Below are 18,062 nucleotides of genomic sequence, written 5' to 3'. Positions count from 1 at the left end.
GCCGTCATTGCGAGCGAAGCGAAGCAATCCAGAATGCCTCCGCGGCGAGAGTCTGGATTGCCTCGTCGCTTCGCTCCTCGCAATGACGGGGAGAGGTCCGAAATCATGAACAAGCCCGTCCAACCGATGTCGTCATTGTCGCTGAAATTGCCGAAGGCCGATCGCTCGATCGAGACCTACCGGTTAGCGGCTTCGCGCACGTTCCCTGCAAAGCTCGAAGGGCCGCTGAACCGCATCGCCTTCTCGGCCGTGCACACGGTCGCCGATCCCTTCGCCGACAACGATCCCTGGCTGGCGGCTGCCGTCGACTGGGACAAGACCATCGCCTTCCGCGAGCACGTCTGGGACCTCGGTCTCGGCGTTGCCGAAGCCATGGACACCGCTCAGCGCGGCATGGGTCTGGACTGGCCGACCTCGCTGGAGCTGATCACGCGTTCGGTCGGCGCCGCCAAGCGCCGCAACGCGCTGGTGTTCTCGGGCGCCGGCACGGACCATCTCGCGGTTGAGGATGCCGGGAACCTCGACGACGTGATCCGCGCCTATGAGGAGCAGATCTCGGCGGTCGAGAAGGTCGGTGGCCGCATCATTCTGATGGCGTCGCGTGCGCTGGCAAAACTCGGCCGCAATGCCGACGATTACGCCAAGGTCTATGACCGCGTGCTGTCGCAGGTCCGCGAGCCCGTGATCATCCATTGGCTCGGCGACATGTTCGATCCGGCGCTGTCGGGCTATTGGGGCACCGGGGATCTCGACAAGGCGATGGATACGGCGGTCGCCATCATCAACGGCAACGCCGCCAAGGTCGACGGCGTGAAAGTCTCGCTGCTCGACAAGCAACGCGAGATCGACATGCGCCGTCGCCTCGACAAGCGCATCAAGATGTACACCGGCGACGACTTCAACTACGCCGAGCTGATCGCCGGCGACAGCGAAGGCTTTTCGCATGCGCTGCTCGGTATCTTCGATGCCATCGCGCCGGCGGCATCCTACGCGCTGTCGCGGCTGGCGGCCGGGGACGAGGCCGGCTTCCACGACGTGCTGGGGCCGACAGTGCCGCTGTCGCGCCACATCTTCAAGGCGCCGACGCGCTTCTACAAGACCGGCGTGGTGTTCATGGCGTATCTCAACGGCCACCAGGACCATTTCACCATGGTCGGGGGACAGGAGAGTACGCGCTCAACGTTGCATCTGGCCGAGCTGTTCCGTCTGGCCGACAAGGCCGGCCTGCTCGCCAACCCTGAACTCGCGACGCAGCGGATGAAGACCGTGCTCGCCACCCACGGTATCGAATCCTGATGCGCGATTTCTCGTCCGACCATCGCTGGCTGTCTCTCAATACGGCGACCGTTCGCAAGCAGGGTGATCTTGTCGAGATCATCAACGCCTGTGCGAAACATGGCATCCGCGCCATTGATCCCTGGCGCGACCAGGTCGCGACCGTCGGTCTCGATCGCGCCGTGCGCGCCGTGCGCGACGCCGGCCTCGAATTGTCGGGCTATTGCCGCGGCGGCATGTTCACCTCTGATGCCTCGCGCCGCGGGGAGGTACGTGACGACAATCGCCGCTGCGTCGATGAAGCCAAGGCGCTGGGTGCGCTCTGCATCGTTCTGGTCGTCGGCGGCCTGCCGCAATATTCGCGGCCGGGCAGCGAGACCTCAAAGGATCTCGTGGCGGCGCGTGGGCAGGTCGAAGAAGCGCTCGCCGACATGCTCGACTACGCCAAGCAGGCTAAGCTGCCGCTGGCGATCGAGCCGCTGCATCCCGCTTACGCTGCCGACCGCGCCTGCGTAAACACGACAAAGCAGGCGCTCGACATCTGCGATCGGCTCGACCCTGATCGTACCGGCATGCTCGGCGTCGCCCTCGACGTCTATCACATCTGGTGGGACCCGGAGCTGATGGGCCAGATCGCGCGCGCCGGCCAAGATCGCCTGCTCGCGTTCCATGTTTGCGACTGGCTGGTGCCGACGAAAGACATCCTCAACGACCGCGGCATGATGGGCGACGGCGTCATCGACATCAAGTCGGTGCGTGACGCGGTCGAAGCGCAGGGTTTCGCCGGCTATTCGGAGATCGAGATCTTCTCCCACGATTGGTGGGGCAAGCCGATGGACGAGGTGCTGCAGACCTGCATCGAACGGCACCGGACGGTGGTGTAGGTCCCACGCGCGCCGTCCTCATGGGGCTTGCGACCTGTTGCAGCGTGTTGAAGCGCGCCTTCTCCTCGCTGCTTGCGCCAGAGCCAGGTTCAGTCTCCCTCAACCCAAATTCCTGCTTCACTTAGAGCGTTGAGAATGCGTTCGATGTCTTTGGGGCCTAGTACTCGACTATCACACAGTTGATTCAATTCATCGAAGGTAATCTTGCCGTTCCGTTCACCGATCTCGATGGCTTGTCGAATGATTTCCGGCACGCTCATGTCATCTCCGTTTCAGGAGCCTCTACGATACGGGGAGGGAGTCGGTTTCCCGGCGGACAGGAGGCCACGCCGTATACGGCGCCGCGGCGGGCAGCCCGTGCTTGGCGAGTGAGCCGGTTGGAGTACCACCAACGAGAGGTGGACAGCCATCGGCTTTGAGGCAGAATGTCATCACCCGGGTGCCACAGTCTGCGCCAGATCGGATGCGGTAATCAGTGGCATCAACGATCATCAGGGACGGCGGATGGACCCGTGCCTGATGATCTGGAATGACCCCGACGTGCAATCGTCGGGACAATTGTTGTGACCGGCGTGGCAAGGCGAGCGACTTTTGCTGTCGTCAATGCGCGTGTCATTCGGCCCACTAGCTGAAAAGTCAGACGATTGCGCTATCATCGATTCACCGTCAAACACCGGACTATCACTCGTCAATTCAATCTGCGAAGTTGTGACAACACAAATGCGCTGCAAAAAAGCGAGCGCGAAGGGAGGTTCGCAGTGGAGGCAGTTGAGAAGGTGCGACGCTTGCGTGCGATGGGTTCGCTGTGCCGTCAACAGGCCGCGTACAACAGCATGAAGAAATGGAAGCTGCTCGCAGAAGCAGAGTACTGGGATCACCTGGCCGAACTCGTGCTGTCTTCTCACTTCCAAGAGTGCAACGCCGCTGGCTCGAACGAGATGGAGCGGCCTCAAACGATCACAAGCACGAATGACGCTCGACGGGAGACGATTTCCGCCACGTGAGGCCGCTGCGCAATTGCAACGGGAGAATGCGAGCGCTTCCCTTACGGGCTTGCGACCTGCTGCAGCGTGTTGAAGCGTGCCTTCTGCTCGCTGCTCAACGTGGCATAAAACCCGTCCAGGGCGGGTTCGACCAGCCTGGCGGCCGTCAGCATGGCCTCGAGCCGGTGCTGCATCGCCTCCAGCCGCCCGACTGGCGTCAGGGGCACTTCGTTGGGGCAGGCTGCCTGGAGGTCCTGAACGCCCTTCGCCGTCGCTTCGCCGAGGCGGTCGAGCGCCTCCTTCTGCTTGCCGGCGGGGTGCAGCACAGCCTCGATCCTTTGGATTGGCAGCTGGGTCAGGCCGGATTTCGGATCACCGCAGCCCTCGACGTTGGCTTGCTGCTGCGGCGAGCGCTCGCCGACATTGGGACCGAGCGCGTTGAAGCTGGCCCGCTGCTCGTCACTGAGCGAGTTGTAGAAATTCTCCAGTGCCGGTCGCACGATCTTGACGGCTTCCAGCGTCGCGCTGATGCGGTTCATCATCGCGCGCAAGCGACCAGGTGGCGTCAATGCATAAGTCTCCGCGCAGGAGTCCTTGAATACGCCGGCAGCGTTGGCCGCCGCGGTCTTCAATTCGTCGAGCAACGCGCGTTGCTCCGGCGTCGGCCGCACCGCTTTCGCGATATCGGCAAGCGGCCAGGCGGTGACGCCCTTGTCCGGTGTGCCGCACAATTGCTGTAGTGTTTGCGGGCTCACGCTCGCGCGCGGACGGGCGCGGCTGCTGCCACCGGCTTGCGGATAGTCATACGGGTTGGTGCTGGCATAGGCGGAATAGGGGCTGTCACCACCCCAGAACACGGTGTCGACGAAGTCGTCATATGCGTACGCCCAATAGCCGGGCTCGTAAGCATAGGACCAGAACGTGTAGTCAAAAATGTCGGAATAGGCGTAAGGCCAGAACACCGGCCCAAGCCACGCCACGAACACCGCGGGATGGCGGTGTCGCCAGGCCTGCCGGGGAGCCCAGCCGCTCTGGCGGGTGGTGAGCGCTGCCTGGGCTTGCGCAGGGGCTTGCTCGCGGAAGCGCTCGGCAAATCGCCCGCGCTCGGCCGCCTGCACGGCGGCGGCAGTGGCGGCTCGCCCAACTGTGGTGGACTCAGGGCCCAACCGCTGCAGGCGCGCCTGATCGCGCTGCTGCATGCTCTGTTCGCGCTGGAGCAGGCGGTTCTGCGTCTGCAGCGTCCGCTCCTGTGCACGTTGCGCCCGCACGCTTTCAGGCTTCTGCGACTGCAATTGCTGCACGCGCTGTTGCATCCGATCGATACGGCTTTGCCGTTCCGAGCTCTGACGTGTGAGCGTCTCGCGCTGCCGCTGCTGCACGATTTGCTGTCGCTGCTGGATCTGCTGCTGGTGTTGCTGCGCGCGCTGTTCCATCTGCTCCTGTCGCGACGGCCGCGCGCTCACAGCCGGTGGCGCGCTTGGGCGCGAGGGGGCGGCGATATGCGGCGTCGGCCGCGGGGCCATGGCCGGACGTTGTGGCGCTGCCGGCGCCCGGTGGAATTCAGGTCGCGGCGCCGCCACGTGCGGGGCCGCTCGCGGCGGTGGTGCTGCAAAATGGGGAGCCGGACGCGGCGGCGGTGCGGCGATGTGGGGCGCCGGGTGCGGCGCCATGGCCGGTCGCTGCGGCATGGCCGGTGGATGGAACGCCGGAGCGGCGGGACGTGCCATGGCTGGCGGCCCCGCCGGACGGGCCATGGCCGGTGGTGCTGCTGGCCGTGCTGCCGGCGCTGCGGCCGGACCGCCCCTTCCATGTCCCTGGCCGGGTCCTTGGGCGAGCGCGCCGACGCTCGTCGCCAGCATCGAGACACCGACTAAAGCAGCCGTAAGGCAAGCGCCCTGCGGAAGCATGATTGTCGCTCCCAGCTCGTAATCGCCCACGACGTTCAACGCACAGCTGGCGGAATCGTTCGTTGTTGGCCGCGGCCGGCATTGCGATCTTCCGACGCAGGCAGCCTCAGGAGAAATCCTGCGTCAGGGTGCTGGCGAGCCGCTCCAGCGCCCAGTCGACCTGGTCGCTTGTGATCACCAGCGGCGGAGCGATACGGATCGTTTGCGCATGGGTATCCTTGGCGAGGATGCCCATGCCCTGAAGCGCCTCGCAGTAGCGGCGAGCGCGGCCGGCCTCGGGATGCAGCTCGACCGCGAGCATCAAGCCGCGTCCGCGCACCTCGCGGATCGTGTTGGCGCGAATGTCTTTCAAGCCTTCCAGAAAGCGCGCGCCCTGCCTGGCCGCGTTCTCGATCATGCCTTCCTCGGTCAGCACGCGCAGCGCCGCGCGCGCCACCGCGCAGGCCAGCGGATTGCCGCCAAACGTCGAACCGTGCTGGCCGGGCCTCAATGTCCCGAGCACGTCGTTGTTCGAGAGCACGGCCGACACCGGATAGAAGCCGCCGGACAAGGCCTTGCCGAGCAGCGTCACGTCCGCCTCGATTCCCTCGTGCTGTTCGGCGAGAAGCTTGCCGGTGCGGCCGAGCCCGGTCTGGATCTCGTCGAGCACCAGCATCACGTTGTTGGCGGTGCAGAGCTCCCGCACCTCAGTGAAATAGCCGGCTGGAGGAAGGATGACACCGGCTTCGCCCTGGATCGGCTCGACCAGAAAGGCGACGGTATTTGGCGTGATTGCTGCTTCCAGCGCCGCGGCGTCGCCGAACGGGATGACCCTGAAGCCCGGCGCGAACGGCCCGAAATGTGTGCGTGTATCGGGGTCGGTTGAAAAGCCGACGATGCCCAGCGTGCGTCCGTGAAAATTGTTGGCGCAGACGATGATCTCGGCCTGGCCGTCCGGCACGCCCTTCACCTCATAGCCCCATTTGCGCACCGACTTGATCGCGCTTTCGACCGCCTCGGCGCCGCTGTTCATCGGCAGCACCTTGTGGGAGCCGGTCAGCGCCGCGATCTCTTCGTAGAAGGGGGCGAGCTGGTCGTTGTGGAAGGCGCGCGAGGTGAGCGTCAGCCTGTGAGCCTGTTCGATCATCGCCGCCAGGATCTTGGGGTGGCAGTGGCCCTGGCTGACCGCCGAATAGGCCGAGAGGCAATCGAGATAGCGGTTGCCTTCGGTATCCCAGACCCAGACACCTTCGCCGCGCGACAGGACGACCCCGATCGGCTCGTAATTATGAGCCCCAAAGCGTTGTTCCGTTGCGACGAAATCAATGACCGACGAGCTCATCTGTCGTCACTCCATTGCTGCGCGCGGCGGTGCCAACCGGCTGCACCGCCGGCCTTCAGCTTGATCTGGGTATCAACTTGCCGCCTTGGAAGTCTTCATGCGTCCGATGGTGTAGCCCGATCTGATTTGCCAAAAGTATCAGAGGGTTCCCTACTGTGCATGGGGGTGTTTTCGCAGTTTTTGTTGTCGCGCCCTCAGCGAAGCGCACAGGGGACGCTCAAGAAGCCGCGAAACCGCACCCGACCGCCCCGCACCGGCTGCCCGCTCACGGCATAATGCGGGAAGCGCGCCAGGAAGCGCGAGATCGCAATCGCGCCTTCCAGCCGCGCCAGCGCCATGCCGGCGCATTGATGCGCACCGGTGGCGAAGGCGAGATGCCGGTTCGGCGTGCGCGCGATGTCGAAGCTTTCGGGGTCCGGAAACTGCGCGGGATCGCGGTTGGCCGCCCCGATGCACAGCGTCACCGACGTACCGGCCTCGAGCGTGACGCCGCCGAGCTCGACCTTTTCCGTGGTCATGCGGTTGCCGAGCTGGTTGGAGCTCTCGTAACGCAGCATCTCTTCGACGGCGGTCTTGATCATGTCGGGATTGCCGATCAGGCGCTGCTTCTGGTCCGGATTGCGGTCCAGCGCCACGAGGCCGTTGCCGATCAGGTTGGTGGTGGTCTCGTGCCCGGCATTGAGCAGGAAGATGCAATTGTGCAGCAGCTCCTTCTCTGTCAGCCGCTCGCCATTCTCCTCACCCTGGATCAGGCGGGTCAGCACGTCGCGCTCGGGATTGCCGGGCTTGTCGCGCCGGCGTGCAACCAGCGTCTGGAGATAGCTGAGAAAATCCGTCACCGCCTTGTTGCCGCGCGCGGCGAGCTCGGGCGACACGACGGGTTCGAGCGCACCCAGGATCGCCAGCGACCAGTCGCGCAGCGGCCCGCGTTCCTGATGAGGCACGTCGAGCAGATTGCCGATCACCTCGATGGGAATGGACGCGGCGAAATCCTCGATCAGCTCGCAAGCCCCCTTGGCCGCGATGGCGTCGAGCAGGCCATCGACCAGCTTGACGATGTCAGACTCCATGCCGGCGATCGCCCGCGGCGACAGCGCGCCCATGATCAGGCGGCGCACGCGGGTATGCGCCGGCGGATCGTTGAAGACGAGGCTGGTGGTGTGATGCTCGTAGAGCGGGGAGTCGCCGTATTTCGGCGCGAACTCGCGCTTCTTGTCCGAGCCGAAAGACTTGGTGTTCTTGTAGGTGGTGACGAGATCGTCATAGCGGGTCAGGAACACGGTGCCGCTGCGCAGGCGCTTGACCGGCTCGTTCTCCCGCAGTGCACGATAGGTCGGGTAGGGGTTGTCGTAGAACTCGGGCGTCAGCTTCTCGAGGTCGAAGCTCGCCGCCAGCTCCTTCGCGTCTGCGTTCATCCCGTTATACTCGCCGGTTAAAGCCGTTATGCCGTTTTTGTTGTTCTGGTCGGCGCATGCATGCGTCTACAGTCTGCCTACCTTGCTAGCCGACCGGACAGGAAAATGCACGCCCGCGCTGACGCTGCCGACACGGCCCCGAATTGGCCAGACGATATTTTCGCGACCTTGCAACGCTTCGACGTCCGGCAGGTACCTTACGTGCCCGACGCCGGTCATTCGAAACTGATCCAGCGCGTGCTGGACTCCTCCACGATGCGCGGGATTCCGCTCACGACGGAGGAGGAGGGCGTGGCGCTGCTCGCGGGCGCCTGGGCCGGCGGACAGCGCGGCGCGTTGCTGATGCAATCGAGCGGCGTCGGCAATTGCATCAACATGCTGTCGCTGATCCCGATCCTGCGCTTTCCGTTCCTCACGCTCGTGACCATGCGCGGCGAGTGGGGCGAGTTCAATCCGTGGCAGGTGCCGATGGGATCGACCACGCAGGGCGTGTTCGAACTGTCGGGTGTCCAGGTGCTGCGGGCCTCCAGCGCGGCTGAAGTCCCCGCCGTGATCGAAGCCGCGGCATCGCAAGCCTACAACGCGCTGACGCCCACTGCCGTCCTGCTGTCGCAGCGCCTGATCGGCGCCAAGGTTTTCACCAAATGAGCAAGGCCAATCTCCTCGACCGCCGCCAGGTGGTGTCCACGCTGCTCGCGGACCGAAAGGACGTCGTCGCGATCGGAGGCCTGGGGGCCTCGACCAACGACATCTGCGCGGCCGGCGACCACGCCCGCAACTTCTACCTCTGGGGCGGCATGGGTGGCGCCGCGATGATCGGGCTGGGGCTCGCGCTGGCGCAGCCAAAACTGCCGGTGCTGGTCATCACCGGCGACGGCGAGATGCTGATGGGCATGGGCAGCCTTGCCACCATCGGCCTGCAAAAACCGTCCAACCTGTCGATCGCAGTGCTCGACAACGAGGCCCATGGCGAGACCGGCGGCCAGACCAGCCACACCTCGGCTGCCGCTGACCTCGTCGGTGTCGCGAAGGCTTGCGGCATCGAAGACAGCCAGTCGATCACGACCATGGCCGGGGTCGAGGCCTTTGCCAAAGCCGTTCACGACGTCTCTGCCGGGCCGCGTTTTGCCAATATGAAGATCGACAGCGCCAGCCTGGAGCGGATTTTGCCAAGCCGGGACGGGAGTTACATCGTCAACCGGATCCGCGGCGACCTCGGCTTCCAGCCAATCTAGGGCGGGCCTGTCCAGTCCCACCGGCGCCCAGGTCCTGCGCGCAGGCCGTGCAGGCGGGGGCAATCTCGACTAAATTAACAATGCATTCAGGTTGCGATGCAACATAGTGTTTGACTTTTTGCGTGGGTGAGTGCTTACTCACTAGCATGAGCTCATTGCGTATGACGAGCGACCTGAGGCGTCAATTGATCCTCGGAGCCGCGAAGCGCTGCTTTGCCCGACATGGCTATACCGGCACCACGACCAAGAGCGTGGCGGCTGCCGCTGCCATTTCCGAGGCGTTGCTGTTCAAGCATTTCCCGTCCAAGGCGGCGCTCTACGCCGAAATCCTCAGCGACGAATGCGAGGCCGACCCGGCGCTCACCGAGCTTCTCGAGCGGGAGCCTTCGACCGCCACGCTGGTCGAGGTGATCCGCGGCATGGTCGAGCATTTCCTGCACATCGCTGATGGTCCCGATCAGGAAGAGGCCCAGCGCCTGCGACTGATGGCCACCAGCCATTTGGATGATGGTGAATTCGCCCGCTTGCTGTATGCCAAGATCGAGACGCTGATCGGGGCGATCTTCGTCTCCTCGCTCGAACGTGCCGTTGCCGCCGGGGACGCGCGGCTATGCAGCGGCGATCCGCTCAACCTGTTCTGGTTTGCGCATCACTCGGTGGTGACTGCGGCGCTGACCAGGCTGCCGGCCACGCCCTGCCTCGCTTACGGCAAGGCTGACGACCTCGAGCGGCAGCTGTGTGAGTTTCTCCTGAGGGGTATCGGACTTAACGACGCCGCAATTGCTTCGCATCTGAGCCACAATCAGGTCGCGGATGCCGGCAAGACGGCGATTGCAGAGAGTGCATGACATGAACATCGTAACCGAACACAAGATTTCGGGCGAACCGATCGACAACAAGGCTCCCAAGCGTCCGGTCCGGCCGGTGCTCTGGTTCGTCATCATCGGCACGCTGCTGGCGGCGCTGGTCGGTGGCCTCGTCTGGTTCAATTATTTCCGCGGCCAGATGATCAAGCAGTTCTTCGCCAACAACAAGCCGCCGCCGACCGCCGTCAGCGCGGCCGAGGCCAAGTCCGAGGTGGTGCCGAACCTGCTCACCGCGGTCGGCGGCCTCGTCGCCGTGCACCAGGTCGACGTCAGTGCCGACGTCAACGGCCGCGTCACCGAGATCAAGTTCGAGCCGGGCACGCGAATCGAGGCCGGCACGCCGCTGGTGCAGCTGTTCGACGCACCGGAGCAGGGCGACCTTGCCAACTACAAGGCCCAGGCGACCGTGGCGCAGCTGTCGCTCGATCGCGCCAAGCAGCTGGCCTCGCGCCAGTTCGGTCCGCAGGCGACCGTCGATACCGCGCAGGCCGCCTACGACCAGGCGCAGGCCGGCATCGCCAAGACCGAAGCGCTGATTTCGCAGAAGCTGGTGCGCGCGCCGTTCTCCGGCGATCTCGGCATGCGCAAGGTCGAGGTCGGCCAGTATCTCACGGCCGGTACGGCGATCGTGTCGCTAACCGACCTTTCCGAGCTGTGGGCCAACTTCACCGTGACGGAAAAGGATTCCGGCAGCCTCAAGGTCGGCCAGACTGTCAGGTTGAAGGTCGACGCCTATCCGGGCCGCATCTTCGAAGGCAAGATCACCACGATCGAACCGCAGATCTCGACCGACACCCGCAACATCCGCGTGCAGGCGACGATCGCCAATCCGGAGAAGATCCTGAAGCCCGGCATGTTCGTGAGCACCACGGTGGTGCTGCCGGACAAGCCGGCCGTGATCACCGTTCCGGAGACGGCGGTCGACTACACGCTGTACGGCGACTCGGTGTTCGTGATCACCGAGAAGAAGGAAGCCGACGGCAAGACCAGCCTGTCCGCGGTGCGCACCTTCGTGCAGACCGGCAACCGGGTCGAAGGTCGCGTCGAAATCATCAAGGGCGTGAAGGCGGGCGACAAGGTCGTCGCCGTCGGCCAGCTCAAGCTGCAATCGGGCGCGGCGGTGTCGATTTCGACCGACCCGGCTCCGCAGATCCCGGCGCAGCCGCCGCGCTACTGATCCATGACACTCAAGTGATCCGGCTCGGCCGGATCACTTTTCTTGAGACATATAAATCGAGATCGCCGCGATGCGCTTTACCGACATCTTCATTAAACGCCCGGTCCTGTCGGTCGTCGTCAGCCTGTTGATCCTGCTGATCGGCCTGCGCGCGGCGATGGTGCTGCCGATCCGGCAATATCCCAAGCTGTCGAACACGGTCATCAACATCACGACCGTCTATCCGGGCGCGTCCGCGGACCTGATCCAGGGCTTCATCACCACGCCGATCGAGCAGGCGGTCGCGTCCGCCGAGGGCGTCGACTACATCACCTCGTCCTCGGTGCTCGGTACCTCGACGATTCAGGTCTACATCAAGCTGAACTTCGATCCGAACCAGGCGCTCACCGAGGTGCTGGCGAAGACGAATTCGGTCAAATACCTGATCCCGAAGGAATCCAACGACCCGATCGTCACCAAGACCACGGGCCAGACCACGGCCGTGATGTATCTCGGCTTCTCGTCCGAGGAGCTCTCAGGCTCGGCGATCTCGGATTATCTGACGCGTGTGGTGCAGCCGGTGCTGTCGACCGTCGACGGCGTGGCTTCCGCCGACATTCTCGGCGGGCAGACCTTCGCGATGCGGCTGTGGCTCGATCCCGAGAAGATGGCGGGCCGCAACGTGTCGCCGGCCGACGTCGCGGCGGCGATCACGGCCAACAACTTCCAGTCCGCGGCCGGTCAGACCAAGGGCTATCTCATCGTCTCGAACGTCTCGACGAACACCGGCCTGACCGACGTCAACCAGTTCAAGAAGATGATCGTCAAGGCCAAGGACGGCGGCTTCGTGCGGATGGAGGACATCGGCACCGTCGAGCTTGCCGCCCAAAGCACGGATGCAAGCGTCGCCTTCAACGGCGAGCACGCGATCTTCATCGGTGTGCAGGCGACCCCACAGGGCAACCCGCTGACACTGGTCAAGGGCGTGCGCGCGCTGTTCCCCGAACTCGAGCGCAATCTGCCGCCGTCGATGAAGATGAAGGTCGCCTATGATTCGACCAAGTTCATCCAATCCTCGATCGACGAGGTGGAGAAGACGCTCGGCGAAGCCGTGATCATCGTGATCGTGGTCATCTTCCTGTTCCTGGCCTCGCTGCGGTCGGTCATCATTCCCGTCGTCACCATCCCGCTATCGATGATCGGCGTCTGCACCCTGATGCTGGCGCTGGGATTCAGCTTCAACCTTCTGACGCTGCTCGCGATGGTGCTCGCAATCGGCCTCGTGGTCGACGACGCCATCGTCGTGGTGGAGAACATCCATCGCCATCTGGAGGAGGGCAAGACGCCGGTCCAGGCGTCGCTGGAAGGCGCGCGCGAGATCGTCGGCCCGATCATTTCGATGACCATCACGCTCGCCGCGGTGTACGCCCCGATCGGCTTCCTCGGCGGCCTCACCGGTTCGCTGTTCCGCGAATTCGCCTTCACGCTGGCCGGCTCGGTGATCGTGTCGGGCGTGATCGCGCTGACATTGTCGCCGATGATGTGCTCGGTGCTGCTCAAGAACACCGAAGAGGGCCGCTTCGCCAAGGTCATCAACAAGGTATTCGGTGCACTGACGCGCTGGTATGGCCGCAGGCTCGACCGCTCGCTCGACTACAAGGCCATCACGGGCCTGTTCGCGGTGACGATCCTCGGACTCGTCGGCTTCCTCTACATGCACACGTCGAAGGAGCTCGCGCCTGAAGAAGATCAGGGCATCGTGTTCGCGGTGACCAAGGCGCCGAAATACGCCAACATCGACTATGTCGATTTCTACGGTGAGAAGCTCGACAAGGAATTTTCGAAATTCCCCGAGACCGATCTGCGTTTCGTGCTTAACGGCATCAACGGCCCGCAGGGCGGCATCGCCGGCATGCTGCTCAAGCCCTGGGAGGAGCGCAAGCGCTCGTCGATCCAGTTGAAGCCGCTGGTGCAGGCCGAGCTCTCCAAGATCGAGGGCGTGCAGGCCTTCGCGTTCAACCTGCCGCCGCTGCCGGGTGGGCCCGGCGGCTTGCCGGTGCAGATGGTGATCAATTCCACCGCCGGGTTCCAGACGGTCTATGAGCAGATGGAGAAGCTGAAGGACGCTGCGCGCAAGAGCGGCATGTTCATCGTCTCCGACAGCGATCTTGCCTACAACCAGCCGAACGTGAAGGTGACGATCGATCGCAGCAAGGCCCAGGATCTCGGCGTCAACATGCAGAACCTCGGCGCCACGCTCGCGGTGCTGCTCGGCGGCAACTACGTCAATCGCTTCAATCTGGAGGGCCGGTCCTACCAGGTGATCCCGCAGGTGCCTCGCGCCAAGCGGCTGTCGCCGGAATCGCTCGGCGGCTTCTATGTGACGACCAACACCGGCCAGCAGCTTCCGCTGTCGACGGTGGTGTCGATCGAGACCAAGACCGATCCGAATTCGCTGACGCACTACAATCAGCTCAATTCGGCGACGTTCTCGGCTGTGCCGATGCCCGGCGTGACCGTCGGCGCGGCAGTCGACTTCCTCGAAAGCGAGGCCAAGAAGCTGCCGCAAGGCTTCAGCCACGACTATCTCGCGGATTCTAGGCAGTACGTGCAGGAAGGCAATCAGCTCGCGATCACCTTCGGCTTCGCGCTGATCATCATCTTCCTGGTGCTGGCCGCGCAGTTCGAGAGCTTGCGTGACCCATTGGTGATCATGATCTCGGTGCCGATGGCGATCGTCGGTGCGCTGATCCCGCTGTTCTTCGGCGTGGCGACCATGAACATCTACACCCAGGTCGGTCTGCTCACCCTGGTCGGCCTGATCACCAAGCACGGCATCCTGATGGTGGAGTTCGCCAACGAGCTCCAGGTCAACGAGCGGCTCGACCGCCGCTCGGCCATCGAAATGTCGGCCCGCATCCGCCTGCGGCCGATCCTGATGACGACGGCAGCGATGGTGACCGGCCTGATCCCGCTCCTGACCGCGTCCGGCGCGGGCGCGGCCAGCCGCTTCTCGATCGGCCTGGTCGTCGTCGCCGGCATGTCGATCGGCACGCTGTTCACGCTGTTCGTGCTGCCCGCGGTCTACGTGGTGCTGGCGACCGACCATCGCGCGGCGGCCGATTCCGAGCGGAACAAGCAGGTCAACGAGCTCGACCTCGGCTCCAAGGCCCTGCGGCCGACCTGAAGCCGCTGGCTAGCAAGCGATCCAGAGGGCGGCAGCGGCGGGTCCGCTGCCGCCCTTTTTCGTTGCGCCCGGGCGCCGGTTTCAATGGGCGGGGGCCTTATCCCGCGCTTGCGAAAGACAAGGTCCCGTCTTCTTGCTAGGTTTCGGGTGATGAGCCTTTCCCTCCATCCCGACACCCCGCAAGCCAGGACGCTGCCGAGCGTGGCCTCGGATGGCGTCGCTGCCGGCGGGGGAACGGGGCGAGGGATCAGGACCCGGCTGTTCACCAAATATGTCGCGCTGTTCGTGGCCGTCGTGGCCATCGCGCTTCTGGCCAACGGCCTGTTCGAGGTCTTCTTCTATTATCGCGAGCACAAGGCTTCGCTGATCCGGGTCCAGCACGAACAGGCCGAGGCGGCCGCGGCGAAGATCGGCCAGTTCGTCAAGGAGATCGAGAGCCAGCTCGGCTGGACCACGCAACTGCCGTGGTCGGCGGGCTCGATCGAGCAGCGCCGGTTCGACGCGCTGCGGCTGCTGCGTCAGGTGCCCGGGATCACCGAGCTCGCCCAGGTGGATTCGACCGGCAAGGAACGGTTGCGGGTCTCGCGGCTCGCCATGGACGCGATCGAGAGCGGGATCGACCTGTCCAAGGATCCGAAGTTCACCGAGGCGGTCGCGCACAAGGTCTATTACGGCCCGGTCTATTTCCGCCGGGAGTCCGAGCCCTACATGACGCTGGCGCTGGCCGGAGCGCGCAGAGACGCCGGCGTCAGTATTGCCGAGGTCAATCTCAAGCTGATCTGGGACGTGGTCTCGCAGATCAAGGTCGGCCAGCACGGGCATGCCTATGTCGTCGGCCCGGAAGGGCGCCTGATCGCGCATCCCGATATCAGTCTCGTGCTGCGCAACACCGACATGTCCGGCCTCGCGCAAGTGCGCGCCGCGCAGTCCGCCGGCGGCACCATGCCGGACGCGCTCGAGGAAGCGCGCAACATCCAGGGACAGAAAGTCCTGACCGCATCGGCGCCAATCGAGCCGTTGCACTGGACCATGTTCGTCGAGCTGCCGGTCGAGGAGGCCTATGCATCGCTCTATGCCTCGCTGCAGCGGCTTGCGATCGTGCTGCTCGCGGCGTCGATCTTCGCGGTGCTTGCGGGGATATTTTTGGCTCGCCGCATGGTCGGGCCGATCCAGGCGCTACGCAGCGGTGCGGAAAGGATCGGCGGTGGCGACTTCTCCCAGCGCATCTCGATCCGGACGGGCGACGAGCTCGAAGGGCTGGCCGACCAGTTCAACGACATGGGCGCGCGCTTGCAGGAATCCTATGCCGACCTCGAGAACAAGGTCGAGCAGCGGACCGCGGAACTCCGCCAATCCCTGAACGATCTGCACGCCGCCCAGGATCGCCTGGTCCAAACCGAGAAGCTGGCCTCGCTCGGTCAGCTCACCGCCGGCATTGCTCACGAGATCAAGAACCCGCTCAACTTCGTCAACAATTTCTCCGCGGTCTCCACCGAGCTGATCGACGAGCTCAAGGAGGCCCTGCAATCGGCTGCGCTTGACGGGAAGACCAGGGAAGAGGTCGACGAGCTGACCGGCATGCTCAGGAGCAATCTCGAGAAGGTGGTGCAGCACGGCAAGCGGGCCGATTCCATCGTCAGGAACATGCTGATGCATTCGCGCGAGGGTTCCGGCGAGCACCGTGCCGTCGACATCAATGCGGTCGTGGAGGAGAGCCTCAATCTCGCCTATCACGGAGCGCGGGCCGAACGTCCCTCCTTCAACGTCACGCTCCAGCGCACGTTCGATCCCGCTGCCGGCATGGTCGACATCTATCCGCAGGAGATCACGCGCGTCCTCCTCAACCTGATCTCGAACGGCTTCTATGCCACTGCCAAACGCAAGGAGAGCGCGGGGGAGGCCTTCGAGCCGACATTGAGCGCTGCAACCAGGGATCTCGGCGGCAGGGTCGAGATCCGGATCCGTGACAATGGCACGGGAATTCCGCCCGAGGTGAAGGAGAAGATGTTCAATCCCTTCTTCACCACCAAGCCGGTCGGCGAGGGCACCGGGCTCGGCCTGTCCATGAGCCACGACATCGTCGTGAAGCAGCACGGCGGCACCATCGACGTGAACACCACACCCGGTGTATTCACCGAGTTCATCATCACCCTGCCGCGCACGATGGCAGCGGACGGCACTTCCGGAGGCAAGTCGTGAACGTTTACATCCTGGTCGTCGACGACGAGCCCGACGTCGAGGCGCTGTTCCGGCAGCAATTCCGGCGCGAGCTGCGCGCCGGCCGCTTCCAGATGGAGTTCGCCTCCTCCGCGCCCGATGCACTCAAGCGGGCCGCCGAGGTTCGCGATCCCTCGTTGATCCTGATCCTGTCCGACATCAACATGCCCGGCATGAGCGGGCTCGACATGCTGCCGAAGGTGCGTGCCGCGCATCCGGACGTTCCCGTCATCATGATCACGGCCTATGGCGACGCCGAGACGCGGCGGAAGGCGATCGAGCGCGGCGCCGTCGGGCTCCTCACCAAGCCGATCGACTTTGCCTTGCTGCGGCAGGAGATCGACACGAGGCTCGAGCAAGCCGCATGAGCGCGACCATCCTCTTCGTCGACGACGAGCCGGATCTCGAGACGCTGGTCCTGCAAAAATTTCGCAGGCAGATCCGCGACGGACAGGTCGCCATCATATTCGCTCGCGACGGTCTCGAGGCGCTGGCCTCGCTCGAGCAGAATCCGCAGGTCGACATGGTGGTCTCCGATATCAACATGCCCAGGATGGACGGGCTATCGCTGCTCGCGAAACTCCAGGAGGCCGAGGACAAGAAATCGACCATCATCGTCTCGGCCTATGGCGACATGAGCAATATCCGCACCGCCATGAACCGCGGCGCGTTCGACTTCCTGACCAAGCCGATCGACTTCGCCGATCTGGAGGCCACGATCGAGAAGACCATCCGCCATATCGAGATGCTGCGCGAGGTGCGGCGGCGTCAGATGGAAGCCGAGCGCGCCCATGCCGCGCTATCGCGTCATTTCTCGCCCGAGCTTGCCAAGCGTCTGGCCGCCAGCGGCGACGGCGAGGGCATCGAAGTGCAGTGGCGCGATGTCGCCACCATCTTCACCGATATTACCGGCTTCACCTCGTTGGTCGAGAGCGCGCCGCCCGAGACGTTGGGCAAGCTGCTCAACGAGTATGTTGGCGGCATGACCGAAATCGTCTTCGTCCATGAGGGCACGGTCGCAAAGATCATCGGCGATGCGATTCAGGTGCTCTTCAATGCGCCCGGCGATCAGCCGGATTATGCCACGCGCGCGGTCGCTTGCGCCCATGAGCTCGATGCCTGGGCTCAGGACTTTCGCGCGCGCCAGAGCGCCATGGGCGTGGCCTTCGGTGCCACCCGCATCGGCATTCATGCCGGTCCCGCGCTGGTCGGGAATTTCGGCGGCAATCGCTTCTTCGACTACACCGCGTATGGGGACTCCATCAATATTGCGGCGCGCCTGGAGGCCGCGAACAAGCATCTGGGCACCCGCATTTGCGTCAGCGCCAGCGTCGCCGAGGCGGCCGAGAATTTTCAAGGCCGCCCGGTGGGCGAACTGATGCTGCGCGGACGCAGCGAGCCGTTGCGCGCGTTCGAGCCGCTGCCTCCGGCCAAATACGAGGCCCCCGAGACGGCGCTGTATTCGGAGGCTTTTGCCAAGATGGAGGCCGGCGATGCCGCGGCCATGCCGGCCTTTGCCGCGCTTGTCGGCATGCACGCGGACGATTCCCTGGCCGGCTTTCACCTGAAGCGCCTGCTCAACGGCGCCAAGGGCATTCGCATGCAACTGGAATAGG

Annotated in this window: 15 protein-coding genes; 11 read left to right on the top strand and 4 right to left on the bottom strand. The window is 64.3% G+C overall.

What is annotated here, in order from left to right; translation table 11 throughout:
* The first annotated feature begins 105 nt into the window (after positions 1–105).
* Both AABA86_RS27880 and AABA86_RS27875 read left to right on the top strand, forming a co-directional pair.
* A complete protein-coding gene (locus AABA86_RS27880) occupies positions 106–1,296 on the top strand; it encodes a dihydrodipicolinate synthase family protein (protein ID WP_338309117.1) in 1,191 nt (396 codons plus the stop codon).
* Positions 1,296–2,159, top strand: a complete 864-nt coding sequence (locus AABA86_RS27875) for a sugar phosphate isomerase/epimerase family protein (protein ID WP_338309116.1) — start codon at positions 1,296–1,298, stop codon at positions 2,157–2,159. Before AABA86_RS27880 ends, AABA86_RS27875 begins: the two co-directional genes overlap by 1 nt.
* Positions 2,160–2,248: 89 nt before the next feature.
* Here the strand turns inward: AABA86_RS27875 and AABA86_RS27870 are convergent, their stop codons facing one another.
* Positions 2,249–2,419: an RNA polymerase sigma factor region1.1 domain-containing protein gene (locus AABA86_RS27870; RefSeq protein WP_212248001.1), complete on the bottom strand. Its 171-nt coding sequence runs from the start codon at positions 2,417–2,419 to the stop codon at positions 2,249–2,251.
* A 498-nt stretch (positions 2,420–2,917) separates the two neighbouring features.
* On the opposite strand from AABA86_RS27870, the gene AABA86_RS27865 reads away from it, so the two are divergent.
* Positions 2,918–3,163, top strand: a complete 246-nt coding sequence (locus AABA86_RS27865; protein WP_338309115.1) for a hypothetical protein — start codon at positions 2,918–2,920, stop codon at positions 3,161–3,163.
* A gap of 41 nt (positions 3,164–3,204) precedes the next feature.
* Here AABA86_RS27865 and AABA86_RS27860 read toward each other — a convergent pair whose 3' ends face one another.
* The 3 genes from AABA86_RS27860 to AABA86_RS27850 all read right to left on the bottom strand — a co-directional run bounded on the left by AABA86_RS27860 (position 3,205) and on the right by AABA86_RS27850 (position 7,785).
* On the bottom strand, positions 3,205–4,575 hold the full coding sequence (locus AABA86_RS27860) for a Spy/CpxP family protein refolding chaperone (RefSeq protein ID WP_338309114.1): 1,371 nt from the start codon (positions 4,573–4,575) through the stop codon (positions 3,205–3,207).
* Positions 4,576–5,155: 580 nt separating this feature from the next.
* The gene (gene rocD, locus AABA86_RS27855; RefSeq protein WP_338309113.1) at positions 5,156–6,370 is read right to left on the bottom strand and encodes an ornithine--oxo-acid transaminase; all 1,215 of its coding nucleotides are present in this window, start codon (positions 6,368–6,370) and stop codon (positions 5,156–5,158) included.
* A 194-nt stretch (positions 6,371–6,564) separates the two neighbouring features.
* On the bottom strand, positions 6,565–7,785 hold the full coding sequence (locus AABA86_RS27850) for a cytochrome P450 (protein ID WP_338309112.1): 1,221 nt from the start codon (positions 7,783–7,785) through the stop codon (positions 6,565–6,567).
* A gap of 105 nt (positions 7,786–7,890) precedes the next feature.
* Here AABA86_RS27850 and AABA86_RS27845 point away from each other — a divergent pair, with 105 nt between their 5' ends.
* The 8 genes from AABA86_RS27845 (at position 7,891) to AABA86_RS27810 (ending at position 18,061) form a co-directional block, all read left to right on the top strand.
* The gene (locus AABA86_RS27845) at positions 7,891–8,433 is read left to right on the top strand and encodes a phosphonopyruvate decarboxylase (RefSeq protein WP_338309111.1); all 543 of its coding nucleotides are present in this window, start codon (positions 7,891–7,893) and stop codon (positions 8,431–8,433) included.
* The gene (locus AABA86_RS27840) at positions 8,430–9,020 is read left to right on the top strand and encodes a thiamine pyrophosphate-dependent enzyme (protein ID WP_338309110.1); all 591 of its coding nucleotides are present in this window, start codon (positions 8,430–8,432) and stop codon (positions 9,018–9,020) included. The genes AABA86_RS27845 and AABA86_RS27840 overlap by 4 nt, the downstream gene beginning before the upstream one ends.
* Before the next feature lie 161 nt (positions 9,021–9,181).
* The gene (locus AABA86_RS27835) at positions 9,182–9,868 is read left to right on the top strand and encodes a TetR/AcrR family transcriptional regulator (RefSeq protein ID WP_212248008.1); all 687 of its coding nucleotides are present in this window, start codon (positions 9,182–9,184) and stop codon (positions 9,866–9,868) included.
* 1 nt (position 9,869) lies between these two features.
* Positions 9,870–11,063, top strand: a complete 1,194-nt coding sequence (locus AABA86_RS27830; RefSeq protein WP_338309109.1) for an efflux RND transporter periplasmic adaptor subunit — start codon at positions 9,870–9,872, stop codon at positions 11,061–11,063.
* Positions 11,064–11,133: 70 nt separating this feature from the next.
* Positions 11,134–14,229 carry a MexW/MexI family multidrug efflux RND transporter permease subunit gene (locus tag AABA86_RS27825; protein ID WP_212248019.1) on the top strand — a complete coding sequence of 1,032 codons (3,096 nt, stop codon included), beginning with the start codon at positions 11,134–11,136 and terminating at the stop codon, positions 14,227–14,229.
* A 150-nt stretch (positions 14,230–14,379) separates the two neighbouring features.
* Complete coding sequence (locus tag AABA86_RS27820; RefSeq protein ID WP_338309108.1) at positions 14,380–16,428, top strand: sensor histidine kinase; 2,049 nt, start codon at positions 14,380–14,382, stop codon at positions 16,426–16,428.
* The gene (locus AABA86_RS27815; RefSeq protein ID WP_018315558.1) at positions 16,425–16,814 is read left to right on the top strand and encodes a response regulator; all 390 of its coding nucleotides are present in this window, start codon (positions 16,425–16,427) and stop codon (positions 16,812–16,814) included. Before AABA86_RS27820 ends, AABA86_RS27815 begins: the two co-directional genes overlap by 4 nt.
* Entirely contained in the window at positions 16,811–18,061 is a 1,251-nt protein-coding gene (locus tag AABA86_RS27810) for an adenylate/guanylate cyclase domain-containing protein (RefSeq protein ID WP_338309107.1), read from the top strand. Before AABA86_RS27815 ends, AABA86_RS27810 begins: the two co-directional genes overlap by 4 nt.
* The last annotated feature ends 1 nt before the right edge of the window (position 18,062 follow it).

The organism is Bradyrhizobium sp. TM233 (assembly GCF_036247965.1).
GTDB classification, from domain to species: Bacteria; Pseudomonadota; Alphaproteobacteria; order Rhizobiales; family Xanthobacteraceae; genus Bradyrhizobium; species Bradyrhizobium ottawaense.
The sequence above is the reverse complement of the archived record's forward strand: the minus strand, read 5'-3'. Positions and strand labels throughout refer to the sequence as shown.